The organism is Thermosinus carboxydivorans Nor1, assembly GCF_000169155.1.
In the GTDB taxonomy this organism is placed as follows: Bacteria; Bacillota; Negativicutes; order Sporomusales; family Thermosinaceae; genus Thermosinus; species Thermosinus carboxydivorans.
The window spans coordinates 41,744-63,429 of sequence record NZ_AAWL01000002.1 but is presented as its reverse complement, the minus strand read 5'-3'; the positions used below and the strand labels follow the sequence as shown (position 1 = coordinate 63,429).

The window sequence follows — 21,686 nt, the reverse complement described above, 5'->3', positions numbered from 1 at the left end:
ATTATATTTTTACTAAACTTCTTATTGACCAATGCTAATAATATTGGTAACGTTCAGCAGGATAAGCAGACGGTCATTGAGCTTACCTACGCCGCTCAGGTAGTTGGGCGATGTTGCGCAAATGCCAGCCTGAGGCGGTTCGATATTTTCCCGGTTTATTGTTAACACTTCGGTAACAGCATCGACAATCATACCAATAGCTGTATCGTCAATTTTGACAATAACAATCCGCGTGTCGTCAGTAATAGGCTGGGGTGCTAGGCCAAGGCGTCTTTTTAAGTCCATTACCGGCAAAACGCTCCCGCGCAAATTGATAACGCCGGTGATGTAGTCAGGCACTTGGGGAATACGGGTAATTTCGGTCATCTGTTTTATTTCCTGTACCTGCAAAATATTTATGCCATATTCTTCTTGTCCTAATTTAAACACTACAACCTGAACCTGGTTGTCAGAACCAAAATTTTCAGCCATAACAAATCGGTCTCCTTATTTTGTTAATGTATCTACATTCAGGATAAGCGCAACCTGACCGTTGCCTAAGATTGTTGCGCCGGCGGCTACTTTAACGCCAGACAGTAATTTACCTAAAGACTTGATAACAATTTCCTGTTGACCAATAAGGTTATCAACAACAATTCCTGCTAAATGGTTGTTTGTGCGGACGATTACTACAAACAGGTCGTCCTGTTTTTGTTGATAGGTCACCGGTACGTCTAGAACTTTAGCCAGACGTACAATAGGAATAACCTGGCCTCTATACAAAATGGCCTCACGGTTTTGGACAGTTTTAATTTCTTCCGGCTTAATACTGATGGTGCTGTCAATTGAGCCCAGGGGGATGGCATAAATTTCATCGTGAACTTGTACTAATAGTGCCTGAATAATCGCCAGGGTAAGCGGCAGCCGGATTTTAAACTTGCTTCCCTCATTGATTTTGGTTTCTACATCTACTATTCCCCCCAACGACTCAATCTTTGTTTTCACGGCATCCATGCCGACCCCCCGGCCGGATATGTCAGTGACGTTTTCAGCAGTCGAAAACCCTGGCTGGAAAATTAAGCGGATTGCCTCGCTATTATCCATTTTGTCTGCTTCGTTTTGGGTGATAAGTCCCTTTTGGACCGCTTTTTGCTTAACAATTTCAGGGTTAATACCTCTTCCATCGTCTTCCACAATAATGATTACATTATTGCCCTCATGGCGAGCGATCAGGCGGATTTCGCCAACAAGATTTTTTCCTTTTTCTTGCCGTTCTGCTGAACTTTCTATGCCATGATCAATCGCATTGCGTAAGAGATGAACCAACGGATCGCCTATTTCGTCTATGACTGTACGGTCAAGTTCGGTTTCTTCACCTTGGATAATCAGGTTGATTTCTTTGTTTAATTCTCGCGACAAGTCGCGCACCATTCGCGGGAAACGATTAAACACCTGCCCGACAGGAACCATGCGTACCTTCATGACTACTGCCTGGAGGTCGGTAGTGACGCGATCCATTTGTTCAATTGTTTCGATTAAATCGGCCAACCGATGCGTCTGGCCGATTTGCTCCAGCCTGGTTTTATTAATGACCAGTTCACCCACAAGATTAAGGAGGGTATCAAATTTTTCAATATCTACTCTGACTGTCTGCGTGCCTTTGATTTTAGTGTTGGCAGTGTTGGGTGTTTGCGGCGGGACTTGTTTATCTTTTTTATCGTTTTCTGGTTTGAGGCTGTGGTCACTGTTTTTTTTGCTTTGGTTACAATCGGCCGCTTCGGGCAGCGGGCAAGGGCGCACCGTCACACTGGCAATTTCCGCGATGTTCAAAATCACTTGTTTGATTTTTTCCGGTTCGTCATCGCTGATAAGTGCTACGTGAAAGCTTAGGTCAAAGTTTTCTTGTTCTAGTTCCTCGACCGTGGGAACACTTTTAAGTATGTCACCTAGTTCATCTAAAGCTTTTATTACTAGATAAGCACGGGCTGATTTTAGCAAGCAGTCTTCCCGCAGCTGGATTTGGACTTCATACACCTGCCGTCCTTGTGCTTTGGCCATTTTAATCGCCATGATTTCCGCATCATTAAAATTCAGTCCGAAGGCCGTATCATCTTTCGAATTTTTGCCAATGCTTTCAAAGGAGCTTTCGCCTTTGGCCAGCTGGCGCAATTGACCCACTAAGCCAGCAATATCTATTTTGCTATCGCTACCGGTAGCGGCATGTTCGATTAGCTGTTCCAGCGTATCAATGCATTTAAACAAGTTATCAATGATTTCGTTGGTAACTTTTAAATCAGCCTTGCGCAATAAATCAAGAATATTTTCCATTTCATGGGTCAGTTCGGCAATAACCGCAAAGCCCATCGTAGCGGACATGCCTTTGATAGTATGGGCACTCCGGAATATTTCATCAAGGATGGATAAGTTACTGGGATTGTTTTCCAGGTTTAATAAACAGTGATTTAAAGTTTGCAGGTGTTCGCGTGACTCAGCCAAAAACATTTCTAAGTATTGGCTGGTATTCATTTAATTTGCCTCCTGAAAACAATTCATTTTTTCAAAAAGGCCCTGGTCTTATGCTAGGGCCTTAATATTTATATATCTAGGCGTTAAACTTTGAACCGCTCGACTTGCTCGTCCAGCCGTTTGGCCACCTCGAGCACCTGCTGAGCGCCGGCGGCAATCTCCTGGGTCGAAGCAGTAAGCTCTTCGGCCGATGCGGCAATCTCTTCGGAAGCGGCCGAGGTCTCTTCTGATACGGCGCTAACGCTAAAGACGCGGTCCAATACCGCGTCTTTAGCTTTGACCGTTTTGTCCATTTCCTGGTAGGCGGCGGCAATCATGGGGGCAATTGCTGCAACCGAAGCTAAGATGTCGTCGAACGACCGCACAGTATTTTTGACATTTTCAATTTGGTTGGTCACTTGGTCCTGGGTTACCTTGGCCGTTGCCACCACCTCGCCAGTTTCGGCGCCGATGGTGTCCAGCAATTGTTTGATTTGGTCGGCTGAAGCGCGCGACTGTTCGGCGAGTTTGCGCACTTCCTCGGCCACCACGGCAAAGCCGCGGCCGGCTTCGCCCGCCCGCGCCGCTTCAATGGCGGCATTGAGGGCCAAAAGGTTGGTCTGGTCGGCGATGCCGGTAATTACGCCCATAATTTCCCCAATCTGGCCGACTGATTTGTCCAGGCTAGCAAGTTTCTCCGCAGGGCCACACACCCTGCCAGCACGACCAGCCCGAAAAATACGGTCATCCTTGTTAGCAGGCTTTGTATGTTTATTCGCAGGTATTTCATAAACATCTCCTTCCCCTCAAAAAATTGACGCCATATTCCACCTCTTTCCATATACCTCATACCTTTATCCCCTCCTTTTTCAAAATAAAAAGTCCTTCTATGTCTAAGGGCATAGAAGGATCCGGTGCAATCATGCAACCGGCTGCCATAGAATAATTTCTATTCCTTAGGCCCTTGGCTTTGCGTCCCTGCCTTTCGACAGGTTTGCCCTTGGATAATTGCTATTGCGATTAACTGTTAAATTGTAAATTTAGCTATAATAATAAAATAATTGTTAATTAATTTATATTATAACACAATTTGTCAATTTTTGTTTTGATTTTTTGCTATAGCCTGTCTGCACAGAGGGCTAATAGGGCTAGGCGCTGGAACAGGCAACTCATCGCCGTGGTGGGCGACCGACCGACAGGCGACTGCCAGAAAGAGCGGACGCTTTACAGTTAGCTACTGACGGGTTGGTCGGAACAACCGTAGGGCTGGTGCTGATTGCGGCAAGCGGGGTTATTTTTGCGATATTCGCGCGGGGTAAGGCCGGTATTGCGATGGAATAAAGCGCTCAGATACTGTTGGCTGGCAAACCCGGTCTGCTCGGCTATCTGGGCGATGCTGAGGTCAGGACGGCTGATCAATAGGTCTTTGGCGATTTTTAGGCGAAGGTTTATAAGGTATTGGGAAAAGGAATAGCCGACCTCGGCTTTGAAGCGGCGGCTGAGGTATGAAGGATTGACATGTACCGTGGCCGCTATATTGGTTAGGGAAAGACGTTCAGCGTAACGGTTCTCCAAAATTGTCAATACTTTAGTTATGAGCGGGGAATAAACAGGCTTGGTGTTTTTTGGGGGCAAATATCTGCTGAGAATGGTATTTAGTTCATCTGCGGAGATGGGTTTGATGAGAAGATCGGCAGCGCCGATTTTGATCGCCGCGTGGGCGATGGCAAAGTCCTGGTGGGCGGTAACGATGACGATATCCTTTACTCGACCCGACTGGCGAAGCTTTCCGGCTACGATCAGGTCGGACTGGGCCGGAAGATTGATGTTCAGAAACGCTAGCTCAAAATAATTGGTTGTCGTCAGGTTTATGGCTGCCGAACCGTTACCGGCAGTAAATAGGCGCCAGTGGGGGCAGACAGACTGGATAAGAAGTTTCTGCTGTTCAAGCTCCAGCGGGTCATCGTTCACCAACAGTACATTCATGTTATCACCGCCTTGTAACATGATTGCTGTCAGCGAGCACAAATAACCAGCAGACTGATGCAGGCTGCTCAGCTAAACTCCGGGAGCAGAAATGTCTGGTTGCCAACCAACTGGGTAATTTCTTTTATGGTCGCCTGCCGGTGGTCGCCAGAATACAGCTGAGGGCAAAATCTGGGGGCGGATAGTACACGTGCATCTATGCCCGGCTGGTGAATAAATGCCCAGACCATAATGACGTTGTTAGCACTCAGAATTAGTGAGTGCTAACAAATTTTTATTTAAAATATTTTATTTACTCTTTACTTAGAAAATCAATAACAAATTTTTGGCAGAGTAAAGAGGATCAAGTACTGGTTTGCTTTTCAAGTTAGCAAAATTTTGTCGAAATAGTAAAGATTCTACGTGGAAATAGTAACCAAAACTTAAAAACAAGTAAAAAAAATGAAAGAAATATCAGCGGTAACTTTAATATAATTTTTTCGTCTAAAATATCTCAAATTTTTTTAGCTTTATCCTGTCAACCATTAGCAACCAACGCCTCTTGTCAGGTTAGGTTGCAAGCTGGCTTGGTGGCGAGAGTGGCGGGAGGGAACTTTTTTTGTCAGCTAGTCCCTATATTATGCTAAAAATCGATACCCGCACCGGCAATGTCTGTTATGCCGAAGGACCGGGGCTTAAGGTTCTGGGTTGTCAAGCCGGAGAATTAGTAGGGCGGCCTTGGAATGAATTGCTCGCGTCCTTTTCGACCAAGGTGGGGACTGGTATAAAAGTTTATGGCGTGCCGCAGCTGACGGGCAAGGAGCCGGCGGAACTTACGCAGCGGTTGATGTATATCCAGCTGCCGAGGGCGGCGCCAAGCCGGGGGAAAACGACCGGCGTACGTATTCCGGGTAAGCGGGAATTGAAAAAAGAGTGGGAGATGCTGACCCGGCAGGCCCCACTGGCAATGCTGTTATGGGATATAGGCTGCCTGCACCAGGTTGCTCGTATCTTTGGGCCGGAGGCCAAAAAAAAGGCCATGAAGCATGTAAGCAAACAGGTGGGCAGCCTAGTCGACGAGGCGCATCGCCTGTTTAAATTACGTGATACCGAGTTTTTGTTTATAATAACCGGACAAGCTGCTAACCAGGCGGAGGTTGGGCAATTATTCGCGCGACTTATTGAAAATACCGGTCAGCCCCTGAAAGTTGGCGACTACAATCTGAGCATGACGATTAATGCCGGGCTGGTCCGGTACCCTGACGACGGCACCGATCTTGAAGAACTAATCAAAAAAGGCGGACAGGCTATTCTTAAGGCGCAAAGCAGCGGACACAATACGTGGACGACCTATGACCAGACAATGAAACTGGATTTGACACAAGAGATGGCCCTGGTAGCTGATCTTCGCGAAGCAATTTTAACTGATAAGCTTGAGTTGTATTACCAGCCGCAGGTGCAAATTGCTACCGGCCAAGTGACCGGGGTTGAAGCGCTGTTACGCTGGAAGCACCCGGTGTATGGGGAGATACCGCCGGCTTGCTTTGTTCTGCTGGCGGAACGGTCCGGCCTTGCCAACCGGCTAACCGAATGGGTGCTTGAACATGCTTGTCGGCAGGGGAAAAAATGGCTGGATGCCGGGGTGAAATTTGGCCGGATAGCCGTAAATATTTCGGCGAACTGTTTTGCAGGAGGATGGTTAAATAAGGCGGTAAGAAGGGTACTTGCTGCTACCGGGCTTGAGCCACAATTTTTGGAATTGGAAATTACCGAAAATATTGAGATTGTCAGCACAGCCGTGGTGCGGGACATGCTGGCGGAGTTGCGCCGCAGCGGGATAACGATTGCATTCGATGATTTTGGCATCGGCTATTCATCATTTAAATATATAAAACTGTTTCCTCTGGACACGGTCAAAATTGACAGGTTATTTGTCGCTGATGTAACCCACGATGTCAGCAGTTACGCTATAGTCCAGACAGTTATAAGACTGGCGGCTGACTTGGGATTGAGCACTGTAGCCGAGGGGGTGGAAACGGTAGAACAGCTCACGCTTTTGCAAGCAGCCGGGTGCGATAAATACCAGGGCTATTTGTTAAGTCCGCCTGTGCCTGCTCGCGATGTTGTTGCTTTGCTCTGTCGCCATAGCAGGTAATGAATTTAGTCGTTGTAAAAAGACTATTAACAAGCAGGGTAAAAGGAGTAATACTGGGAAATGTCTCAATTATCTAAGGTTTTTGCGGGCTATTTTGCGCTAAGTTATTTGCTGGCTGCGCTGCTGCCGGTTGGCATATTGCTGGCGACCGGTCACCAGAGTATTATCACGACGGGGCTAGTGATAGTGACGCTTGGTTGTGCGGCAGCCGGGACGGTAGTTTCGCTGTGGCTGATCGGCCGACTAGTCCTTAGACCGGTAAATGAGCTGGTCGGCCGGGCCGAACAGATTACCAAGGGAGATTTGACCCAGGAGATCGCCGTACAGGCAACTGGCGAAATACAGGTGCTGGCTGACAGTATAAATGTTATGACCAAGTTTTTGCGGGACTTGGTCACTAAGATCCAGGAAGCGTCTCAAAAAGTTTATGACGCCAGTGCAATGGCGCAAACCAACAGCCAACAGCTGGCTCAGGCCGCTAATCAGATTGCGGCAATGGTGCAGCAGACATCGACGGCAGTGCAGGAACAAGCTCAGAATGTCCAGGACCTGGCCGAAATCAGCAATAAGATAATGGCCAATGCCAATGAGATCGCCACGGCCTGCCATGCTTCAGCCAACAATGCCCAGGCGGCAATGGAAAAGGCCCAAAACGGCGTGGCGGCGGTTGAAAATATTAATACTAAAGTACTGGCGACCCGGGAGACTCTTAAACAGGTCAACAGCCAGGTGCTCGAGATGCGGGAAAGATCAGAGGAGATCGGGCGGATTGCCGGCATGGTGAGCAGCATTGCCGGCCAGACTAACCTCCTTGCGCTTAACGCCGCCATCGAGGCTGCCCGGGCGGGCGAGCACGGCCGCGGGTTTGCGGTAGTGGCGGAGGAGGTCAGAAAGCTGGCCGAAGACAGTCGGCAGGCGGCCGGCGAGATCGCGAAAATAGTCAGTGAGAGTACCAAGGTTACCCAGGAAGTTATTGAACTCATTCCGAAAAGTTTGCAGGAAATTAATGAAAGTGTTGACATGGTAAATAATGCCAGAGAAGCGCTAGGGACAATAAATTCTGCGTCAGGTGAAATTGCTGCCGCTACCGAGGAGATCTTGGCGACGGTCGAGAATTTGTCGTCAGACCTAAAGACCGTTAGCGATAAGACCAATGCTTTGTCAGCAACCGCTCAGCAGATTGCGGCCGGCGCGGAGGAAGGCGGCGCGGCCGTTGAAGAGCAGACTGCCACTACGCAGCAGATAAGTAATGCGGCTGGAGTCACTTTGGGGATTGTTGACGAGCTACAGTCTCTGGTAAAACAGTTCCGGATAAAATAGCGACAGCGCCGCGATGCATTATTGACGAATTTGTGTTCAGCTAAGGTCTGGCCAAACAAATTGGGGATCTATCATCAGGGCCTCCGGCTTACGGCTGGGGGTTTTGTTATGCATAATTTAGTATAGGCATATATTATGTGCCTATTTTGAAAGGCCATTAGAGGAGGGTTAAGTAGCAGATGGCCAAGGTTCGTATTTTGGTGGTTGATGATTCGCCGTTTATTCATAAAGCTGTCGCTAGGTTTTTTGAAAATGATGAAAAATTTGAGATTGTCGGGTCAGCCTATAATGGCAAAGAAGGTAGTGCAATGTATTTTGAACTTAAGCCAGATGTTGTCATTATGGACATAGTCATGCCAATTATGGATGGGCTGGCCGCTGCTCAAGAAATTTTGAGTAAAGATAGCCAGGCCAGAATTATCATTCAAAGTGGGATGCAGGATGATGAACTGGTTAAAAAAGCTAGACAAATGGGGATTAAAGAGTTTATTCTCAAACCAGTCAAAGAAGGTGAATTGAAAAAAATTATCAGTGCACTCGTGTATAACCGATAGCTAGAAGGAAGTGAGCTATTTGGCTCAGTCGAAAAAAGATATATGGACAGCTTGTTTGCCAAAGGTCAAGCAGTTGTTGGGCGATATCACTGGTTCAGAAATAACGGTTACCGCTTGTCTGCCCCAGAATGATACATTTAGCTCGGCTGGGCTGGCGGTAATTACTAGATTTACTGGAAAAGCTTCAGGACGGATTATTCTGGATATGTCTAAGGAGACGGCACGCAAGCTGAGTGCTGTTATTAATGGCCAAGATAAGGGTGACGATGAATTTGTCGTAGATACCATTTGGTTTTACCCAGGTTCGCCGCGGGAAACTAGTACTGAAGGAAAAGCTTGTCGTTACCAAGGATGTTAATGTGGTTATTGACCTGAATATGGATTTGCAGGGTAATGTCGCCTATGCGATAGATGAAGCACCGCTACGGCAATTGACGATGCGAAAGTCAGTATGGTGGTTGAAAACAAAAAATGGATGAGGAACGGCTGGTGACCTTTACGCTGGCGGGCGAAGAATATGCATTCAATTAACGCCCTTGAGGCTAAACTGCTGGTATTTATACCGCAGAGTGAGCGGGCTGGCCTTAACAAAGACAGGGGGCAAACTAATGGCTAGAAAGCAGTATTCGCATCATGAGGAACATATTGACGAGACTTGGCTGATTCCTTATTCCGATATGTTGACTCTTCTTCTTGCTCTGTTTATTGTACTTTATGCGTCTTCCCAAATTGACCAGAAAAAATTTGAGCAGCTGGCGCAATCGTTCAGCTATGCTTTCCGGGGCAATACGTCCATTTTCGAAAGCGTCCGCACGGTGCCGTACGCGGTCGATGGTCCATCCCAGATGCCTGTTTTGCCTAAGACACCGGCAGTGGTATCCGGTATGGCCGGGGCCAACGAGCAGGCATATATGATAGAAACTGTCCAGCTTGTTGAACTGAAGAAACAGCTGGACCGGTATATTGCGGAAAATAATTTGGCCGGCGATATCCAGACCGCGCTTACCGATGACGGTTTGATGATAAGGATAAAAGACACGGCGTTGTTTGCCTCCGGCCGGGCCGAACTCAAGCCCGAGTCGCTGCGGCTGGGGACGGAGATCGCCCGAATGATAGCGCCGCTTCCGCAAAGGGTAATAGTAGCCGGACATACCGACAACATGCCGATAAATACGCCGGAGTTTCCGAGCAATTGGGATTTGAGCACCGTGCGGGCTCTTAATTTTATGAAATATATGCTGTCGCAGGCCGAAATCAAGCCGGAGCGGATAAGCGTCAGCGGCTATGGTGAATACCGCCCGGTCGCAAGCAATGACACGGAAGAAGGGCGGGCGAAGAACCGGCGGGTCGAGGTGTTGATCATGCGCAGTTATCTGCCGGATGGTATTAAACGGTAAAAGCGCAAATGACCTTACTCGACAAGGTCATTTGCGCTTTTTTCAATTGCCTTACATTTCCTGGGTTGTGCAACTTCTGCCCGGGTAGTGCCCCTTCTTTATTCCGTGAATTCGTACAAGGTTTTGGCGGACTCGGACAGGCGGCTGGCCATAACCGCCAGCTCCTGACTGGCCTTGGCCATTTCTTGGATGGCCGCTTCCTGGGACACGACGTTATGTTCAATGTTTTCAATTTTTTGCGTTAGCGCTTCAATGGCCCGGTACATGTTGGTCAAGGATTCGGAAATATTTTTCACCGATTCGGCGCTGGCCGCCGCCAGTTTTCGCACTTCTTCGGCTACGACTCCGAAGCCTCGACCCATTTCGCCGACGCGGGCCGCTTCGATCGCGGCATTCAGGCCGAGGAGATTGGTCTGGTTGGCCACCGTCCTGATAAAGGCAATGATTTCATCTGTTTTCCGCGCCGCATTGAGCAGATTCTTGCTCAGTTCCCTAAGTTCACCGCCGACTGTGGCCACTTCGGTTGCCCGGCTGGCAAGCTCCTGCATGCCGGCCGTCAGTTCTTCGGAAGAGGCCGCCAGTTCGCCGGTAACATGGTTAATAGTTTCGAAGGACTTTACGCTCTGGGTGGTTGTTACACAGCCGATTACCCGGCCGCCGTCTTTAATGGGCATGGCATTAGCGATATAAGGAACGCCGTAGGCCGATTTGTCACGCGGAATGTATTTAACAACCTGTTTGCCGGTTTCCAAGGCCTCCTTGGTAGCGCCTGATCGCACCGGTTCACCGACCCTGGTGCCCAAGTTTAGGTCACTGGCAGGAATATACAAAATATACTTTCCGTCCCGGGCGATAGTCACACCGACATCACCAGCAAACACATCGTTTAGATAAGGAGCTACCTTGCAAAACAAGTCAAGCAGCTCTTCGCCTGTCAATTGGCTCATCGTAACCCCTCCTTTTTAGTTGGCTACTTTTTCGACGTGTTTAGACAATTTCCCTTTTTCGCACAAATAATTTGGGAATTATCAGCGGGGCGGGCTGGCTATTTCGCAATTAAGCAGCTCTACAAACGCTCTGACGGGTAATAAATTTAAGGCTGAGTTTCTGAACAACAGCTACGTTACTTCGTGTTAGGGGCTCGCCATTTTTTCAGTACAGTTTTTTTGCATAAAAAGGGTACCATGGACGTCAGCAGTGCCCGGGATAGCGAACTGTACTTCTTGGAACGGCAAGGAGGGCTTACCGGCCCGACCACATTGCTCGAAAAACCTTGGTTCTTTTCGTTGTCAATTATTCCTGGCATAAACTCGTTCGCATTGTGGGAGTGCGGGCAGCCGGCTTGGTGACGTTCAGCCCGTCCCAAACTGAAAACACTGATATACACGATTGATATCGTCAGGCAGTGTTTTGGTCATTATAGCATTCAGCAGGCGTGATGTTATGTGATCAGCGACTAACAGACCTTAATCTGCAAGTTGGCCATGTAATTAATTCATGCTCGTTTTTTCGTAAAAAAAACGATTTGACAAGGGTATTAAGTGCTTGTACAATAAATAAGCGAAAGAGAAAACTTATTACTAACATTTAAATAGTCTATGGGGAGTCGCCAAGTTGGTTAAGGCATCGGACTCTGACTCCGACATTCGAGGGTTCAAATCCTTCCTCCCCAGCCACTGACTCGCTAGCTCAATTGGTAGAGCAACTGACTCTTAATCAGTAGGTTCTGGGTTCGAGTCCCAGGCGGGTCACCAGTCAAAAAAAGCTAACCCCTTGCTAGTGCGGCAAGGGGTTTTTGTTATATGCGGCTTTGTCAGATATGAAAGATATTATATCACATAACAACTTTACCATTAATATAATATACCGTAGAGCGTTCCTACTATAATTGTAGAACGTTTCTATGAATAATATTACTGAGGTGATGTATGTATGTTTGATTATCAAGTTGTTTCGGAGAAAAATTCTTTGTCACGCCAAGGTACAGAATTTACAAATGAATGTATACGAGTTAACAAAGTGTATGACTGGGTTTTACTAAATACTGATGAAATTAAAAACATTGCGATTCCTGCAGCTAGTCTTACCGTGTTACAGCCACTTATTGATGCCGGAAATGTATTGCGGGTTGTTGGTAAGCTCACCCCTGCCGATGTAACTACCAAAATCGTAAGTATTGTCAGGAAAACTGTAATTATTAACGAAAAGGAAATTGAAATAGGTTGTGCCCAAATCCTGATAACGGCTAATCTAACAGTAGAAGTTTACAATAACACTACTGGTTCAACTATCCCGGTAGTAACTTTCCCTGTTACTTTCCAGATGTTGGAAAGAGTAGGTTTGTGTTTTCCGCAACCATTTACCTCTAACAATATTACAACAAACGTTCTTAGCGCAAATGCCGTTGCGCTTAGTGATGTGCCGATTGATGGCAACTTTATTTTTGAAATTAGTATTTGTCAGGACGTGTATGTGGAAACTGAGGTTAAACTGGAAGTGCAAGGTAAGTTCTGCGAACCGAGAGATAATACCCTTGACTGTGGAACTGGCAGCTTAAGTTTGGCATGTAATAAACCTACTTTTCCGCCACAATGCCCTGACATTTTCCCCAGTAGCTAACGTGATTTCCGGGAGGGGCCTTTGTGCCCCTCTATACATATACTAGAAATAAAAAGAAATATAAAATTTAAGCAAGGAGGGATATATGTGCTGACAAACAATGTTAGTATACAGATAATATTAATTGCTTTAGCCTCAGCCTTTACGTATATTCTAATTAATACATGGTTACGACGATTAGGATCATCTGATTGGACATATAAAAATATGCTGCTATTGTTTTTTATTGCGTCTACTATAGGGGCGATGTGGAGTTTTTTACCATATACACAAATCTTGATTGTTATGTTGGCAGCGTCCGCAGTTAGTTATTGGATCATTCAGTCCAACATAGTTAAATCTGAAACATATATCAAGAAACAACAAGAATATCACGAAAAAATTCCAAAGGAAAATCAAAATCTAGTACCTGCTCAGAAAGAAAATAGTCAAGTCTCCAATTACCAAATAATAAATCAAGACAAAAGGTATAGTCAAATTGAATTCTTACGTGAGGCAAGTAAGCAAAATATCACTCTAAGTTCATCCTTAATTTCCCAATTGAAAGATTTTCAAATAAAATCAGATAAAATTAGGGGCTTTGAACCCAACAAAAAGAAATTTCATTCCTGATTGTGCCGAATTTGTTAAAAGTGCGCGATATTTCGACGAAACAATCTTCTTTCACCATGTGTATAAAACCATATAATACGGGTTTTGCCTTGATGCTGCCAGCCAAGTTCTTAAACAAGCGAATAATATTCTGGAAGACATCACCTCTGAGTAATCATTTTTTGGTTACTCATCCCGGTCAGGAGGTGATGTCTTTTTCGTACCGTATATAATATCATATACACTTTACCCCACCCCTTCGGGACGGGTAAACAGACGGTTACCTTTACAGGCCGGGTAAAAGAGGTTTGCCACAAAATATGCAGAACATTTTATAAATGTGTAGATGGGGGAGGTAAGCAAGCATGGACAGAAAATATCTGATGGTAACCGGACTGATAGTACTGGTGCTGGTTGGTCTATTTGGGGCCGGCTGCGGCAAGATAAAGCCGGGCACAGCAGAGGTCCGGCGCCCGGAAGTGGCGCAGGTGGTGGTCAGCCCGGTACGGGAAGAGGCGGTGGAGGACTTCTACGAGACCGCCGGCACGGTGCGGGCCCGGGCGACAGGCAGCATCGCCAGCAAAGTAACCGGTACGGTGGTGACCGTGCACTTCCGGCAGGGAGAGCCGGTCCGTGCCGGCCAGCTGCTAGTAACCATTGCGGCGGACGAAATGGCCAAGAAAGTGGCGGCGGCTGAAGCGGCTTACCAGGAGGCCGTCAAGGCCCAGGCCGCATCCGCGGAGAACCGCCGGCTGGCCGACATTACTTATCGCCGCTATGCCCAGCTGGTCCAGGACGGGGCCATTTCCCGGCAGGACTTTGACAGGGTAGCCGCTCAGAAAAAAGTCGCTGATTTCGACTACGAACGGGCTCAGGCTGCTGCCGTCCGGGCGGCCGCCGCGCTGGAAGAGGCTAAGGTTTACCAGGGATTTACCCGGGTTACGGCACCGTTTGACGGTATTGCTCGGGAGAAAAAAGTGGAGGAAGGCAGCACCGTTGTTCCCGGCACGCAGCTGGCGGTGATCGAAGACGCGGCAGAATTTGAGGTGGACGCCGGTGTTGATGAGCGCTATGCCTCTTTTGTTCACCCGGGGATGAAGGTCTTTGTCACCGTACCGGCTGCCGGCCGTCAGCTTGACGGCACGGTAAAAGAAGTAGTGCCGGCGGTCGACGTCAAGTCCCGTAACTTTTTGGTCAGGGTCAGCGTGCCGGGTGAGGGGTTAAAGAGCGGGCTGTACGCCAAAGTGCGCTTGGCGGTCGGTGATCGGAAGACGTACTTGGTGCCGCGGACGGCGGTGGTGGAAAAAGGTCAGCTGACCGGAGTGTATGTTGTCGGTAATGACAATGTCATTCGCTATCGGCTGGTCAAAACCGGCAAAGACTATGGACAGCAGGTGGAGATATTGACCGGGTTGGCGGCAGGTGACCAGGTGGTGGTAAGCGACGTTGACCGGGCCCTGGACGGCGCGGTGGCTAAAGAGGTGGTAGTGCGATGAACAGCGGTCTGGCCGGCAGAATTGCCAAGGCGTTCATAACTTCTAAGCTGACGCCGATTATTGTAATTGTTTCCCTTTTGGTCGGGGTTTTTGTCACGGTTATCACCCCACGTGAGGAAGAGCCACAGATAGTCGTTCCGATGGTCGACGTGTTGGTCAGCTATCCTGGTGCATCGGCGGAAGAAGTGCGTGAGCGGGTTACGCGGCCGCTGGAGCAGCTATTGTGGGAAATAACTGGGGTGGAATACGTCTACTCTATCGTCCAGCCCGGCCAGAATCTGACCATTGTCCGGTTTTACGTTGGCGAAAACACCGAGGCCAGCCTGGTCAAACTGTACACCAAGTTGATGGCCAACTACGACCGCATCCCGCCCGGTGTATCGCAGCCCCTGGTCAAGGCGCGGTCGATCGACGACGTGCCGGTGCTGGCTCTTACGCTATGGAGCGATGCTGGCCACTACAGCGGTTATGAGCTTCGGCGGGTAGCGGTGGAGCTGGCTGCTGAATTGAAAAAGGACGACAATGTGTCCGAGTGCACGGTTATCGGCGGTCAGCGGCGCCAGTTCAAAGTAACGCTGGATGCCGGCCGGCTGGCCGCCTATAATACCAGCGTTCCGGAACTGGTGGCGGCCTTGCAAAAGGCAAATGTCGCCCTTGCCGCCAGCACCAGTAAAGACAACCGGGAGTACAGCGTTAAGACCGGTGCCCTCTTATACAGCGCCGCCGACCTGGCCGACGTGGTGGTCGCCGTGCGGGACGGCCGGCCGGTATACTTAAAAGACGTAGCCACAGTCGACGACCGGCCCGGCGAGCCCGACCAGTACGTCTTCATGGGCCTGGGACCGGCTGCCGCCTATAAGGCCGGCATACCGGCCGCTGCCCGGCCCGAGGCCGACCGGGAGGCGGTGACGGTAGCGGTCGCCAAGAAGAAAGGCGCCAACGCCAGCCTTATTGCCGACCGGGCCCTGGCCAAGGCGGAAGCCCTCCGGGGCGTGCTCATACCGGGTGACATAAATATAACAGTTACCCGTAATTACGGTGAAACGGCCAAGGAAAAGTCCGACGAGCTTTTGGAGCATATGCTGATCGCTACTTTTTCTGTCGTTATCCTGATGGCCCTGGCGCTGGGCTGGCGGGAAGCGGCGGTGGTGGCGGTGGCTGTGCCGGTGACGCTGGCATTGACGCTATTGGTAAACTACCTGTACGGTTATACCCTCAACCGGGTGACGCTGTTTGCCTTGATTTTCTCTATCGGCATACTGGTCGATGACGCTATAGTGGTGGTAGAGAATATTCACCGCCATTTTCGGCTAAACGGCGTAAGCGTCAGGGCGGCGGTAGCGGCGGTGGACGAGGTGGGCAATCCTACCATCCTGGCTACTTTTACGGTTATTGCCGCGCTACTACCCATGGCCTTTGTCTCCGGACTGATGGGACCGTATATGCGCCCCATCCCGGTGGGGGCATCGGCGGCCATGCTGTTTTCCTTGCTGGTGGCGTTTATCGTCAGTCCCTGGCTGAGTTATAAGGTGTTGAAAAATACCCGGCATCACAAAACCGAGACCGAAGCGGCCGGCCGCCTGCACGCCTGGTACACCGGGATGCTGGCCGCCCTGGTGGATGATGCGCGGCGGCGGCGCCTGGTCTTGGGTGGGATGGTTGTCTTGCTGGCCGCCGCTGTAGCATTGATACCGCTAAAGGCCGTTATGGTCAAGATGCTGCCATTTGACAACAAGAGCGAGATCGAACTCATCGTCGACCTGCCGGAGGACGCCCCGCTGGAGCGGACGGCGGCCCTGGCACGCGAGCTAGGCGAGTACTTGAAGACTGTGCCGGAAGTAACCGACTACCAGGCCTATATCGGCACTGCCGCTCCTTATAACTTTAACGGTCTGGTACGCCATTATTATATGCGTCAGGGCGCCAGCACCGCGGATATCCAGGTCAACCTGGTAGCCAAAGACAAACGGTCGGCCCAGAGCCATGACATTGCTAAAAGACTGCGGCCGGTCCTCACGGCAATAGCCGACCGGTACGGCGCTCGCCTGAAAGTGGCGGAAGTCCCGCCCGGACCGCCGGTCCTCAGCACCCTGGTCGCCGAAGTTTACGGCCCGGACCGGGCGGGGCAGCTGGCCGTAGCCCGCCGCGTAAAAGAGATATTCGCCAGCACGCCTGGGGTGGTTGATGTGGACTGGTATGTCGAAAACGACCGTCCCAAGCTGGTGTATGAGGTGGACCGGGGAAAAGCCGCTTTAAGTGGCGTGGATGTCCAAACCGCCGCCCAGACGGTGCAGGCGGCGCTTGGTGGCTTTACCGCCGGCCTGGCCCATGTGGATAAAGACAAAGAACCGGTAGAGGTGGTCCTCCGCCTGCCGCCGGACGAGCGGGGGGACGGCCAGCTTCTGGCCCGGCTGACCGTGCCGACCGCCGACGGCCGCCAGGTGCCCCTGGCCGGCCTGGTGCAAAAACGAGAAACGGTGGAGGACAAGACCATCTATCATAAAAATCTGCGCCAGGTGACCTATGTGGTGGCCGATGTCGCTGGCCAGGAGGAAAGTCCGGTCTACGCCATCCTCAAGATGCGCGACCGCATCAGCCGGATTGGGCTTTCCGGCGGCGATGAGCTAAAGCAATATTCAGCAGTGCAGCCCTGGCTGGAAGACAGGTATGCCATCAAGTGGGACGGCGAATGGCACATCACCCAGGAGGTTTTCCGGGACATGGGCCTGGCTTTCGCCGTCGTGCTGGTGCTCATCTATATTCTGGTTGTCGCCTGGTTTAAAAGCTTTGTCACCCCGGTCATCATCATGGCCCCGATACCGCTTACCCTGGTCGGGATTTTGCCTGGCCACTGGCTGTTTGGCGCTTTCTTCACCGCCACCTCGATGATCGGATTTATCGCGCTGGCAGGCATTATTGTCCGTAACTCGATATTACTGGTAGACTTTGTTGAGTCCGCCCGGCAAGAGCAGGGCGATGTCCGGCAGGCGGTTATTGCGGCTGGCGCTGTCCGTGTCCGTCCGATTGTCCTGACGGCTTTGGCCGTGGTCGTCGGCTCGTTTGTAATGCTGTTTGATCCGATATTCCAGGGCCTGGCCATCGCCATGATGTTCGGGGCGGTAGCCGCCACGGTCCTTACGCTGTTTGCCGTGCCGCTGTTGTACTATGAACTTTACGGTCGCCCGGCTAAAGATAAAGCTTTAGGCGTTCGTTGATTGTCTTCGACCGTTTCATCCAAAAAGGCTTTGATCATCCCACACTCATACTTATTTAGGTGTTTAAAAGACCGTGCAGATGTGCTATGCCGTTTATAGACGCCCATGGCCGAAACTTTCTGTATGGTTTTGATTGAGCACCCTTATCATACCGGAATTCTACATGGGAGCATTTTTCTCATCTTCTACTGTTGCATTTTATTTTACAATAAACCATCCGAATTAATCCCAACCCCCGCTAGTAGCGGGGGTTTTAGTTATCTGGTTATTGCGGCCAATTTGCAGGAGATAATATTGGTCGCGAGAATTTCTACAATAATAAATACTATTTGCTGATTATAGTAGCAATAACTGTCCAGGGGAGGCGATAACTTGGCACGTCTGGAGGAACTGACGCGCGGGGCGAAGGTGAAAGGCCTTTTGCCTGACGGCTTAGCCACGGTGGTGGATGTAAAATGGTATGGTACGGCCGTGGTGGAACTGACTTATAAAGACCCGGCGGGCCGACCGCACAGTGAACTTATTTACCGCGACCGGGAAAGCAGCCTGGAAATCGCCGAAAACGGCCTGCCCTGGAGTTTCGACGGCGACGGCGGTCTGCTCAAGCTTGTTTCCGAGGCGTACCGCATTCGGCTGGCCTATCTTTTTGACCCGCAGATGGCGGTACATACGTCGCTTGTTGAGCCGTTGCCTCACCAAATCACGGCCGTGTACGGTGAACTATTGACGCGGCAGCCGCTCCGTTTTCTCCTTGCTGACGACCCGGGCGCCGGCAAAACCATCATGACCGGCTTATTTATCAAGGAACTGATGGTCCGAGGCGATTTGTCCCGCTGCCTGATTGTGTCGCCGGGCAATCTCGCCGACCAGTGGCAGGATGAAATGTATTCCCGGTTTCAACTCCCGTTCGAGATTCTCACCAACGACCGGATTGAGGCGTCGCGGACAGGCAACATTTTTAACGAAATACCGATGTGCATCGCCAGGCTTGACAAGCTGGCGCGCGATGAAAATTTACAGGTCAAGCTGGGCGAGACTGAATGGGATCTCATTGTGGTGGACGAAGCGCACAAAATGTCGGCCAGCTTCTTTGGCGGCGAAGTGAAGTTTACCAAACGATACCGTCTTGGGCAATTGCTCGGCCGGATAGCGCGACATTTTCTGCTCTTGACGGCGACGCCCCACAATGGCAAAGAAGAAGATTTTCAGCTATTTATGGCCCTGTTAGACGCCGACCGGTTTGAAGGCCGGTTCCGGGACGGCGTACATACGGTGGATGTATCCGACCTCATGCGCCGCATGGTCAAAGAAGAGCTGTTAAAATTCGACGGTACGCCGCTATTTCCCGAACGGATGGCCTACACCGTCAATTACACCTTATCTGATGCCGAAGCCGACCTGTATAGCGAAGTTACCGGCTATGTCCGGGACGAGTTCAACCGGGCGGAAGCGCTGGCAAGCGACAGCCGTAAGGGGACCGTGGGCTTTGCCCTGACCATCCTCCAACGACGGTTGGCCTCGTCGCCGGAAGCCATTTACCAATCGCTGCGTCGGCGACGCGAACGCCTGGAAAAGCGGCTGCGGGAAGAAAAAATTCTGAGGCGTGGCCACCAGCTGCGCCAGGAGCGAGAGCGGCTAATTAGCCTATCGGCGGAAGATCTGGCGGATTTGGAAGACGCGCCGGGCGCCGAAGTGGAAGAAATTGAAGAAATGGTGGTCGACCAGGCTACGGCCGCGCAGACCATCGCCGAGCTGGAAGCCGAAATAGACAAGCTCCGCTACCTGGAGAAGCGGGCCAAAGAACTCAGAGCCAGCGGCGCCGACCGCAAATGGGATGAGCTATCCAAACTGCTCCAGAATGAGACCGCCATGTTTGACGCCGGCGGCATGCGCCGTAAGTTGGTAATATTCACCGAACACCGCGATACACTTAATTACTTGGCTGAAAAAATCCGGTCGCTCCTTGGCCGTGACGATGCCGTAGCAACCATCCAGGGCGGCATGGGACGGGAAGAACGGAAAAGAGTGCAGGAACTATTTACCCATGATAAACACGTCCATATCCTGATCGCCACCGATGCCGCCGGTGAGGGCATCAACCTGCAGCGCGCCAACCTTATGATCAACTATGATTTGCCGTGGAACCCCAACCGGCTGGAACAGCGGTTTGGCCGCATTCACCGTATCGGCCAGACCGAGGTCTGCCACCTGTGGAATATGGTAGCCGTCGACACCCGCGAGGGGGAAGTTTATTTTCGCTTGCTCAAAAAGCTGGAAGAGGAGCGGGAGGCCCTCGGCGGCAAGGTCTTTGACGTGCTGGGGAAAATCACTTTTGACAACCGGCCGCTGCGCGATCTGTTGATCGAGGCCATTCGCTACGGCGACCGGCCGGAAGTAAAGATGAGACTTTATCAGGCCGTCGATCAGGCGCTGGACAGGGACGCGTTGGTCAATCTGCTGGAAGAGCGGGCCTTGTCGCACGACGTGATGGACGTCCACAAAGTCATGAAGATCCGCGAAGAAATGGAGCGGCTCGAAGCTCGCCGCCTCCAGCCCCATTTTATTGCCGCGTTTTTCAAGGAAGCCTTTAAACTGTTTGGCGGCGTTTTGCGCGAACGCGAACCGGGCCGGTATGAAATCACCCATGTCCCGGCCGTCATTCGCGCCCGCGACCGGCAGATCGGGACAAGAGAGCCGGTAATGACCCGCTATGAACGGGTATGTTTTGAAAAAGACCTTATCTATGTCCAGGGTAAACCACAGGCTGCTTTTATCTGCCCTGGGCACCCTTTGCTTGATGCCACGATCGACCTGATCCTTGAGCGCAACCGGGATTTATTAAAGCGTGGCGCCATTTTAATCGACCCGAACGATGGCAGTGACACGGTGCGGGCCCTGGTCTACCTCGAGCACGCCGTCCAGGACGGGCGGACGACCAAAGACGGCAGCCGCCGGATTGTTTCCCGCCAGGTCCAATTTGTAGAAATAAGCGTCGACGGCAGCGCCCGCGCGGCCGGGTACGCTCCGTACCTTGACTACCGCCCGGCAGAAGGTAGCGAGAAAGAACTAATCCTTCAATATATTAACAAAAACTGGCTGCAGGCCGATTTGGAAGCGCAGGCCATGACTTACGCGATTACCACCATGGTGCCGGGGCACTTTGCTGCCGTGAAGCGCCGCAAGGAAGAACTGATTGCCAAGACCATGGCGGCGGTCAAGGACCGCCTAACCAAGGAAATTAACTACTGGGACCTGCGGGCGGAAGAACTCAAGCTGGCCGAGCAGGCGGGCAAAGTCAACGCTAAAATCAACTCGGCCAAGGCGCGCCAGCGGGCCGACGAATTGGAGGCCCGCTTAAAGCGGCGGCTGGACGAGCTGAATGAGGAGCGCAACCTTTCGCCGCTGCCGCCGATGGTCATCGGCGGCGCGCTGGTCGTGCCGCAAGGTCTAATCGACCGGTTGACAGGCAGCAGGCCGCCGCTGTTTGCTCATGATACTCAGGGCAGCGAGCGCAAGGCGATGGACGCCGTGATGGCCTATGAACGCAGCCTCGGCTACGAGCCGCGGGACGTGAGCAGTGAGCGGTGCGGCTATGATATCGAGTCCCGCATTCCCGGCACGGGGAAACTGCGGTTTATCGAGGTCAAAGGGCGGGCACCGGGGGCAACGACGGTGACCGTGACCAAAAACGAGATCCTCACGGCGCTCAATAAGCCGGACGATTATTTTCTGGCTATTGTCGAAGTAGGGGAAAGCGTCGGCCAGCCGCAGTATATCAAGTGCCCGTTCCGGAGTGAGCCAGACTTTGCCGCAACCAGCGTGAATTATAGTATTGCGGATTTATTTAAGGGCCAATCTTCATAGAAAGGCAGTGGTATCATGAGGTATTA

Annotated in this window: 14 protein-coding genes, 2 tRNA genes, 1 pseudogene and 1 riboswitch; of the genes and pseudogenes, 12 read left to right on the top strand and 5 right to left on the bottom strand. The window is 50.9% G+C overall.

Translation table 11 applies throughout. The annotated features are described in order from the left end of the window. Positions 1 to 21: 21 nt before the first annotated feature. From TCARDRAFT_RS01860 to TCARDRAFT_RS01840, 4 genes and pseudogenes are all read right to left on the bottom strand, one after another. Positions 22 to 471, bottom strand: a complete 450-nt coding sequence (locus TCARDRAFT_RS01860; RefSeq protein ID WP_007288308.1) for a chemotaxis protein CheW — start codon at positions 469 to 471, stop codon at positions 22 to 24. Between the two features lie 15 nt (positions 472 to 486). Beyond that, positions 487 to 2,505 (bottom strand): chemotaxis protein CheA, encoded by a 2,019-nt coding sequence (locus tag TCARDRAFT_RS01855; protein ID WP_007288307.1) that lies wholly within the window; start codon positions 2,503 to 2,505, stop codon positions 487 to 489. Positions 2,506 to 2,588: 83 nt separating this feature from the next. Continuing rightward, positions 2,589 to 3,149, bottom strand: a pseudogene (locus TCARDRAFT_RS01850) (methyl-accepting chemotaxis protein); the annotation flags it as partial. 255 nt (positions 3,150 to 3,404) lie between these two features. After that, positions 3,405 to 3,493, bottom strand: a riboswitch (cyclic di-GMP riboswitch). A gap of 221 nt (positions 3,494 to 3,714) precedes the next feature. Continuing rightward, on the bottom strand, positions 3,715 to 4,470 hold the full coding sequence (locus tag TCARDRAFT_RS01840) for a response regulator transcription factor (protein ID WP_007288305.1): 756 nt from the start codon (positions 4,468 to 4,470) through the stop codon (positions 3,715 to 3,717). Positions 4,471 to 5,068: 598 nt separating this feature from the next. Between TCARDRAFT_RS01840 and TCARDRAFT_RS01835 the strand changes: the two genes are divergently transcribed. From TCARDRAFT_RS01835 to TCARDRAFT_RS01815, 5 genes are all read left to right on the top strand, one after another. Next, positions 5,069 to 6,604 carry a putative bifunctional diguanylate cyclase/phosphodiesterase gene (locus TCARDRAFT_RS01835; protein WP_007288304.1) on the top strand — a complete coding sequence of 512 codons (1,536 nt, stop codon included), beginning with the start codon at positions 5,069 to 5,071 and terminating at the stop codon, positions 6,602 to 6,604. Positions 6,605 to 6,664: 60 nt separating this feature from the next. Beyond that, a complete protein-coding gene (locus tag TCARDRAFT_RS01830; RefSeq protein ID WP_007288303.1) occupies positions 6,665 to 7,924 on the top strand; it encodes a methyl-accepting chemotaxis protein in 1,260 nt (419 codons plus the stop codon). A gap of 179 nt (positions 7,925 to 8,103) precedes the next feature. Next, positions 8,104 to 8,478, top strand: coding sequence for a response regulator transcription factor (locus TCARDRAFT_RS01825; protein WP_007288302.1), 375 nt, complete (start codon positions 8,104 to 8,106; stop codon positions 8,476 to 8,478). Between the two features lie 19 nt (positions 8,479 to 8,497). Then, positions 8,498 to 8,836: a hypothetical protein gene (locus tag TCARDRAFT_RS01820; RefSeq protein WP_040682945.1), complete on the top strand. Its 339-nt coding sequence runs from the start codon at positions 8,498 to 8,500 to the stop codon at positions 8,834 to 8,836. A 250-nt stretch (positions 8,837 to 9,086) separates the two neighbouring features. Then, positions 9,087 to 9,875 (top strand): flagellar motor protein MotB, encoded by a 789-nt coding sequence (locus tag TCARDRAFT_RS01815; protein ID WP_007288301.1) that lies wholly within the window; start codon positions 9,087 to 9,089, stop codon positions 9,873 to 9,875. Positions 9,876 to 9,973: 98 nt separating this feature from the next. Here the strand turns inward: TCARDRAFT_RS01815 and TCARDRAFT_RS16135 are convergent, their stop codons facing one another. Next, the gene (locus tag TCARDRAFT_RS16135) at positions 9,974 to 10,822 is read right to left on the bottom strand and encodes a methyl-accepting chemotaxis protein (RefSeq protein ID WP_007288300.1); all 849 of its coding nucleotides are present in this window, start codon (positions 10,820 to 10,822) and stop codon (positions 9,974 to 9,976) included. Between the two features lie 652 nt (positions 10,823 to 11,474). On the opposite strand from TCARDRAFT_RS16135, the gene TCARDRAFT_RS01805 reads away from it, so the two are divergent. The 7 genes from TCARDRAFT_RS01805 (at position 11,475) to TCARDRAFT_RS01775 (ending at position 21,660) form a co-directional block, all read left to right on the top strand. Then, positions 11,475 to 11,551, top strand: a tRNA-Gln gene (locus TCARDRAFT_RS01805). A gap of 2 nt (positions 11,552 to 11,553) precedes the next feature. Continuing rightward, a tRNA-Lys gene (locus TCARDRAFT_RS01800) sits at positions 11,554 to 11,629 on the top strand. 178 nt (positions 11,630 to 11,807) lie between these two features. Beyond that, a complete protein-coding gene (locus tag TCARDRAFT_RS01795) occupies positions 11,808 to 12,494 on the top strand; it encodes a BMQ_0737 family morphogenetic spore coat protein (protein ID WP_007288299.1) in 687 nt (228 codons plus the stop codon). Positions 12,495 to 12,581: 87 nt separating this feature from the next. Next, positions 12,582 to 13,106 (top strand): hypothetical protein, encoded by a 525-nt coding sequence (locus TCARDRAFT_RS01790; RefSeq protein WP_040682944.1) that lies wholly within the window; start codon positions 12,582 to 12,584, stop codon positions 13,104 to 13,106. A 344-nt stretch (positions 13,107 to 13,450) separates the two neighbouring features. After that, the gene (locus TCARDRAFT_RS01785; protein ID WP_007288298.1) at positions 13,451 to 14,581 is read left to right on the top strand and encodes an efflux RND transporter periplasmic adaptor subunit; all 1,131 of its coding nucleotides are present in this window, start codon (positions 13,451 to 13,453) and stop codon (positions 14,579 to 14,581) included. Continuing rightward, positions 14,578 to 17,796 (top strand): efflux RND transporter permease subunit, encoded by a 3,219-nt coding sequence (locus tag TCARDRAFT_RS01780; RefSeq protein ID WP_007288297.1) that lies wholly within the window; start codon positions 14,578 to 14,580, stop codon positions 17,794 to 17,796. Before TCARDRAFT_RS01785 ends, TCARDRAFT_RS01780 begins: the two co-directional genes overlap by 4 nt. Before the next feature lie 372 nt (positions 17,797 to 18,168). After that, entirely contained in the window at positions 18,169 to 21,660 is a 3,492-nt protein-coding gene (locus TCARDRAFT_RS01775) for a helicase-related protein (protein WP_007288296.1), read from the top strand. Positions 21,661 to 21,686: the final 26 nt, after the last annotated feature.

What these genes read in the sequence shown, in the direction of transcription:
- TCARDRAFT_RS01860 (WP_007288308.1), bottom strand. Translation starts at nt 471, where the DNA reads ATGGCTGAAAATTTTGGTTCTGACAACCAGGTTCAGGTTGTAGTGTTT.
- TCARDRAFT_RS01855 (WP_007288307.1), bottom strand. Translation starts at nt 2,505, where the DNA reads ATGAATACCAGCCAATACTTAGAAATGTTTTTGGCTGAGTCACGCGAA.
- TCARDRAFT_RS01840 (WP_007288305.1), bottom strand. Translation starts at nt 4,470, where the DNA reads ATGAATGTACTGTTGGTGAACGATGACCCGCTGGAGCTTGAACAGCAG.
- TCARDRAFT_RS01830 (WP_007288303.1), top strand. Translation starts at nt 6,665, where the DNA reads ATGTCTCAATTATCTAAGGTTTTTGCGGGCTATTTTGCGCTAAGTTAT.
- TCARDRAFT_RS01825 (WP_007288302.1), top strand. Translation starts at nt 8,104, where the DNA reads ATGGCCAAGGTTCGTATTTTGGTGGTTGATGATTCGCCGTTTATTCAT.
- TCARDRAFT_RS01815 (WP_007288301.1), top strand. Translation starts at nt 9,087, where the DNA reads ATGGCTAGAAAGCAGTATTCGCATCATGAGGAACATATTGACGAGACT.
- TCARDRAFT_RS16135 (WP_007288300.1), bottom strand. Translation starts at nt 10,822, where the DNA reads ATGAGCCAATTGACAGGCGAAGAGCTGCTTGACTTGTTTTGCAAGGTA.
- TCARDRAFT_RS01795 (WP_007288299.1), top strand. Translation starts at nt 11,808, where the DNA reads ATGTTTGATTATCAAGTTGTTTCGGAGAAAAATTCTTTGTCACGCCAA.
- TCARDRAFT_RS01785 (WP_007288298.1), top strand. Translation starts at nt 13,451, where the DNA reads ATGGACAGAAAATATCTGATGGTAACCGGACTGATAGTACTGGTGCTG.
- TCARDRAFT_RS01780 (WP_007288297.1), top strand. Translation starts at nt 14,578, where the DNA reads ATGAACAGCGGTCTGGCCGGCAGAATTGCCAAGGCGTTCATAACTTCT.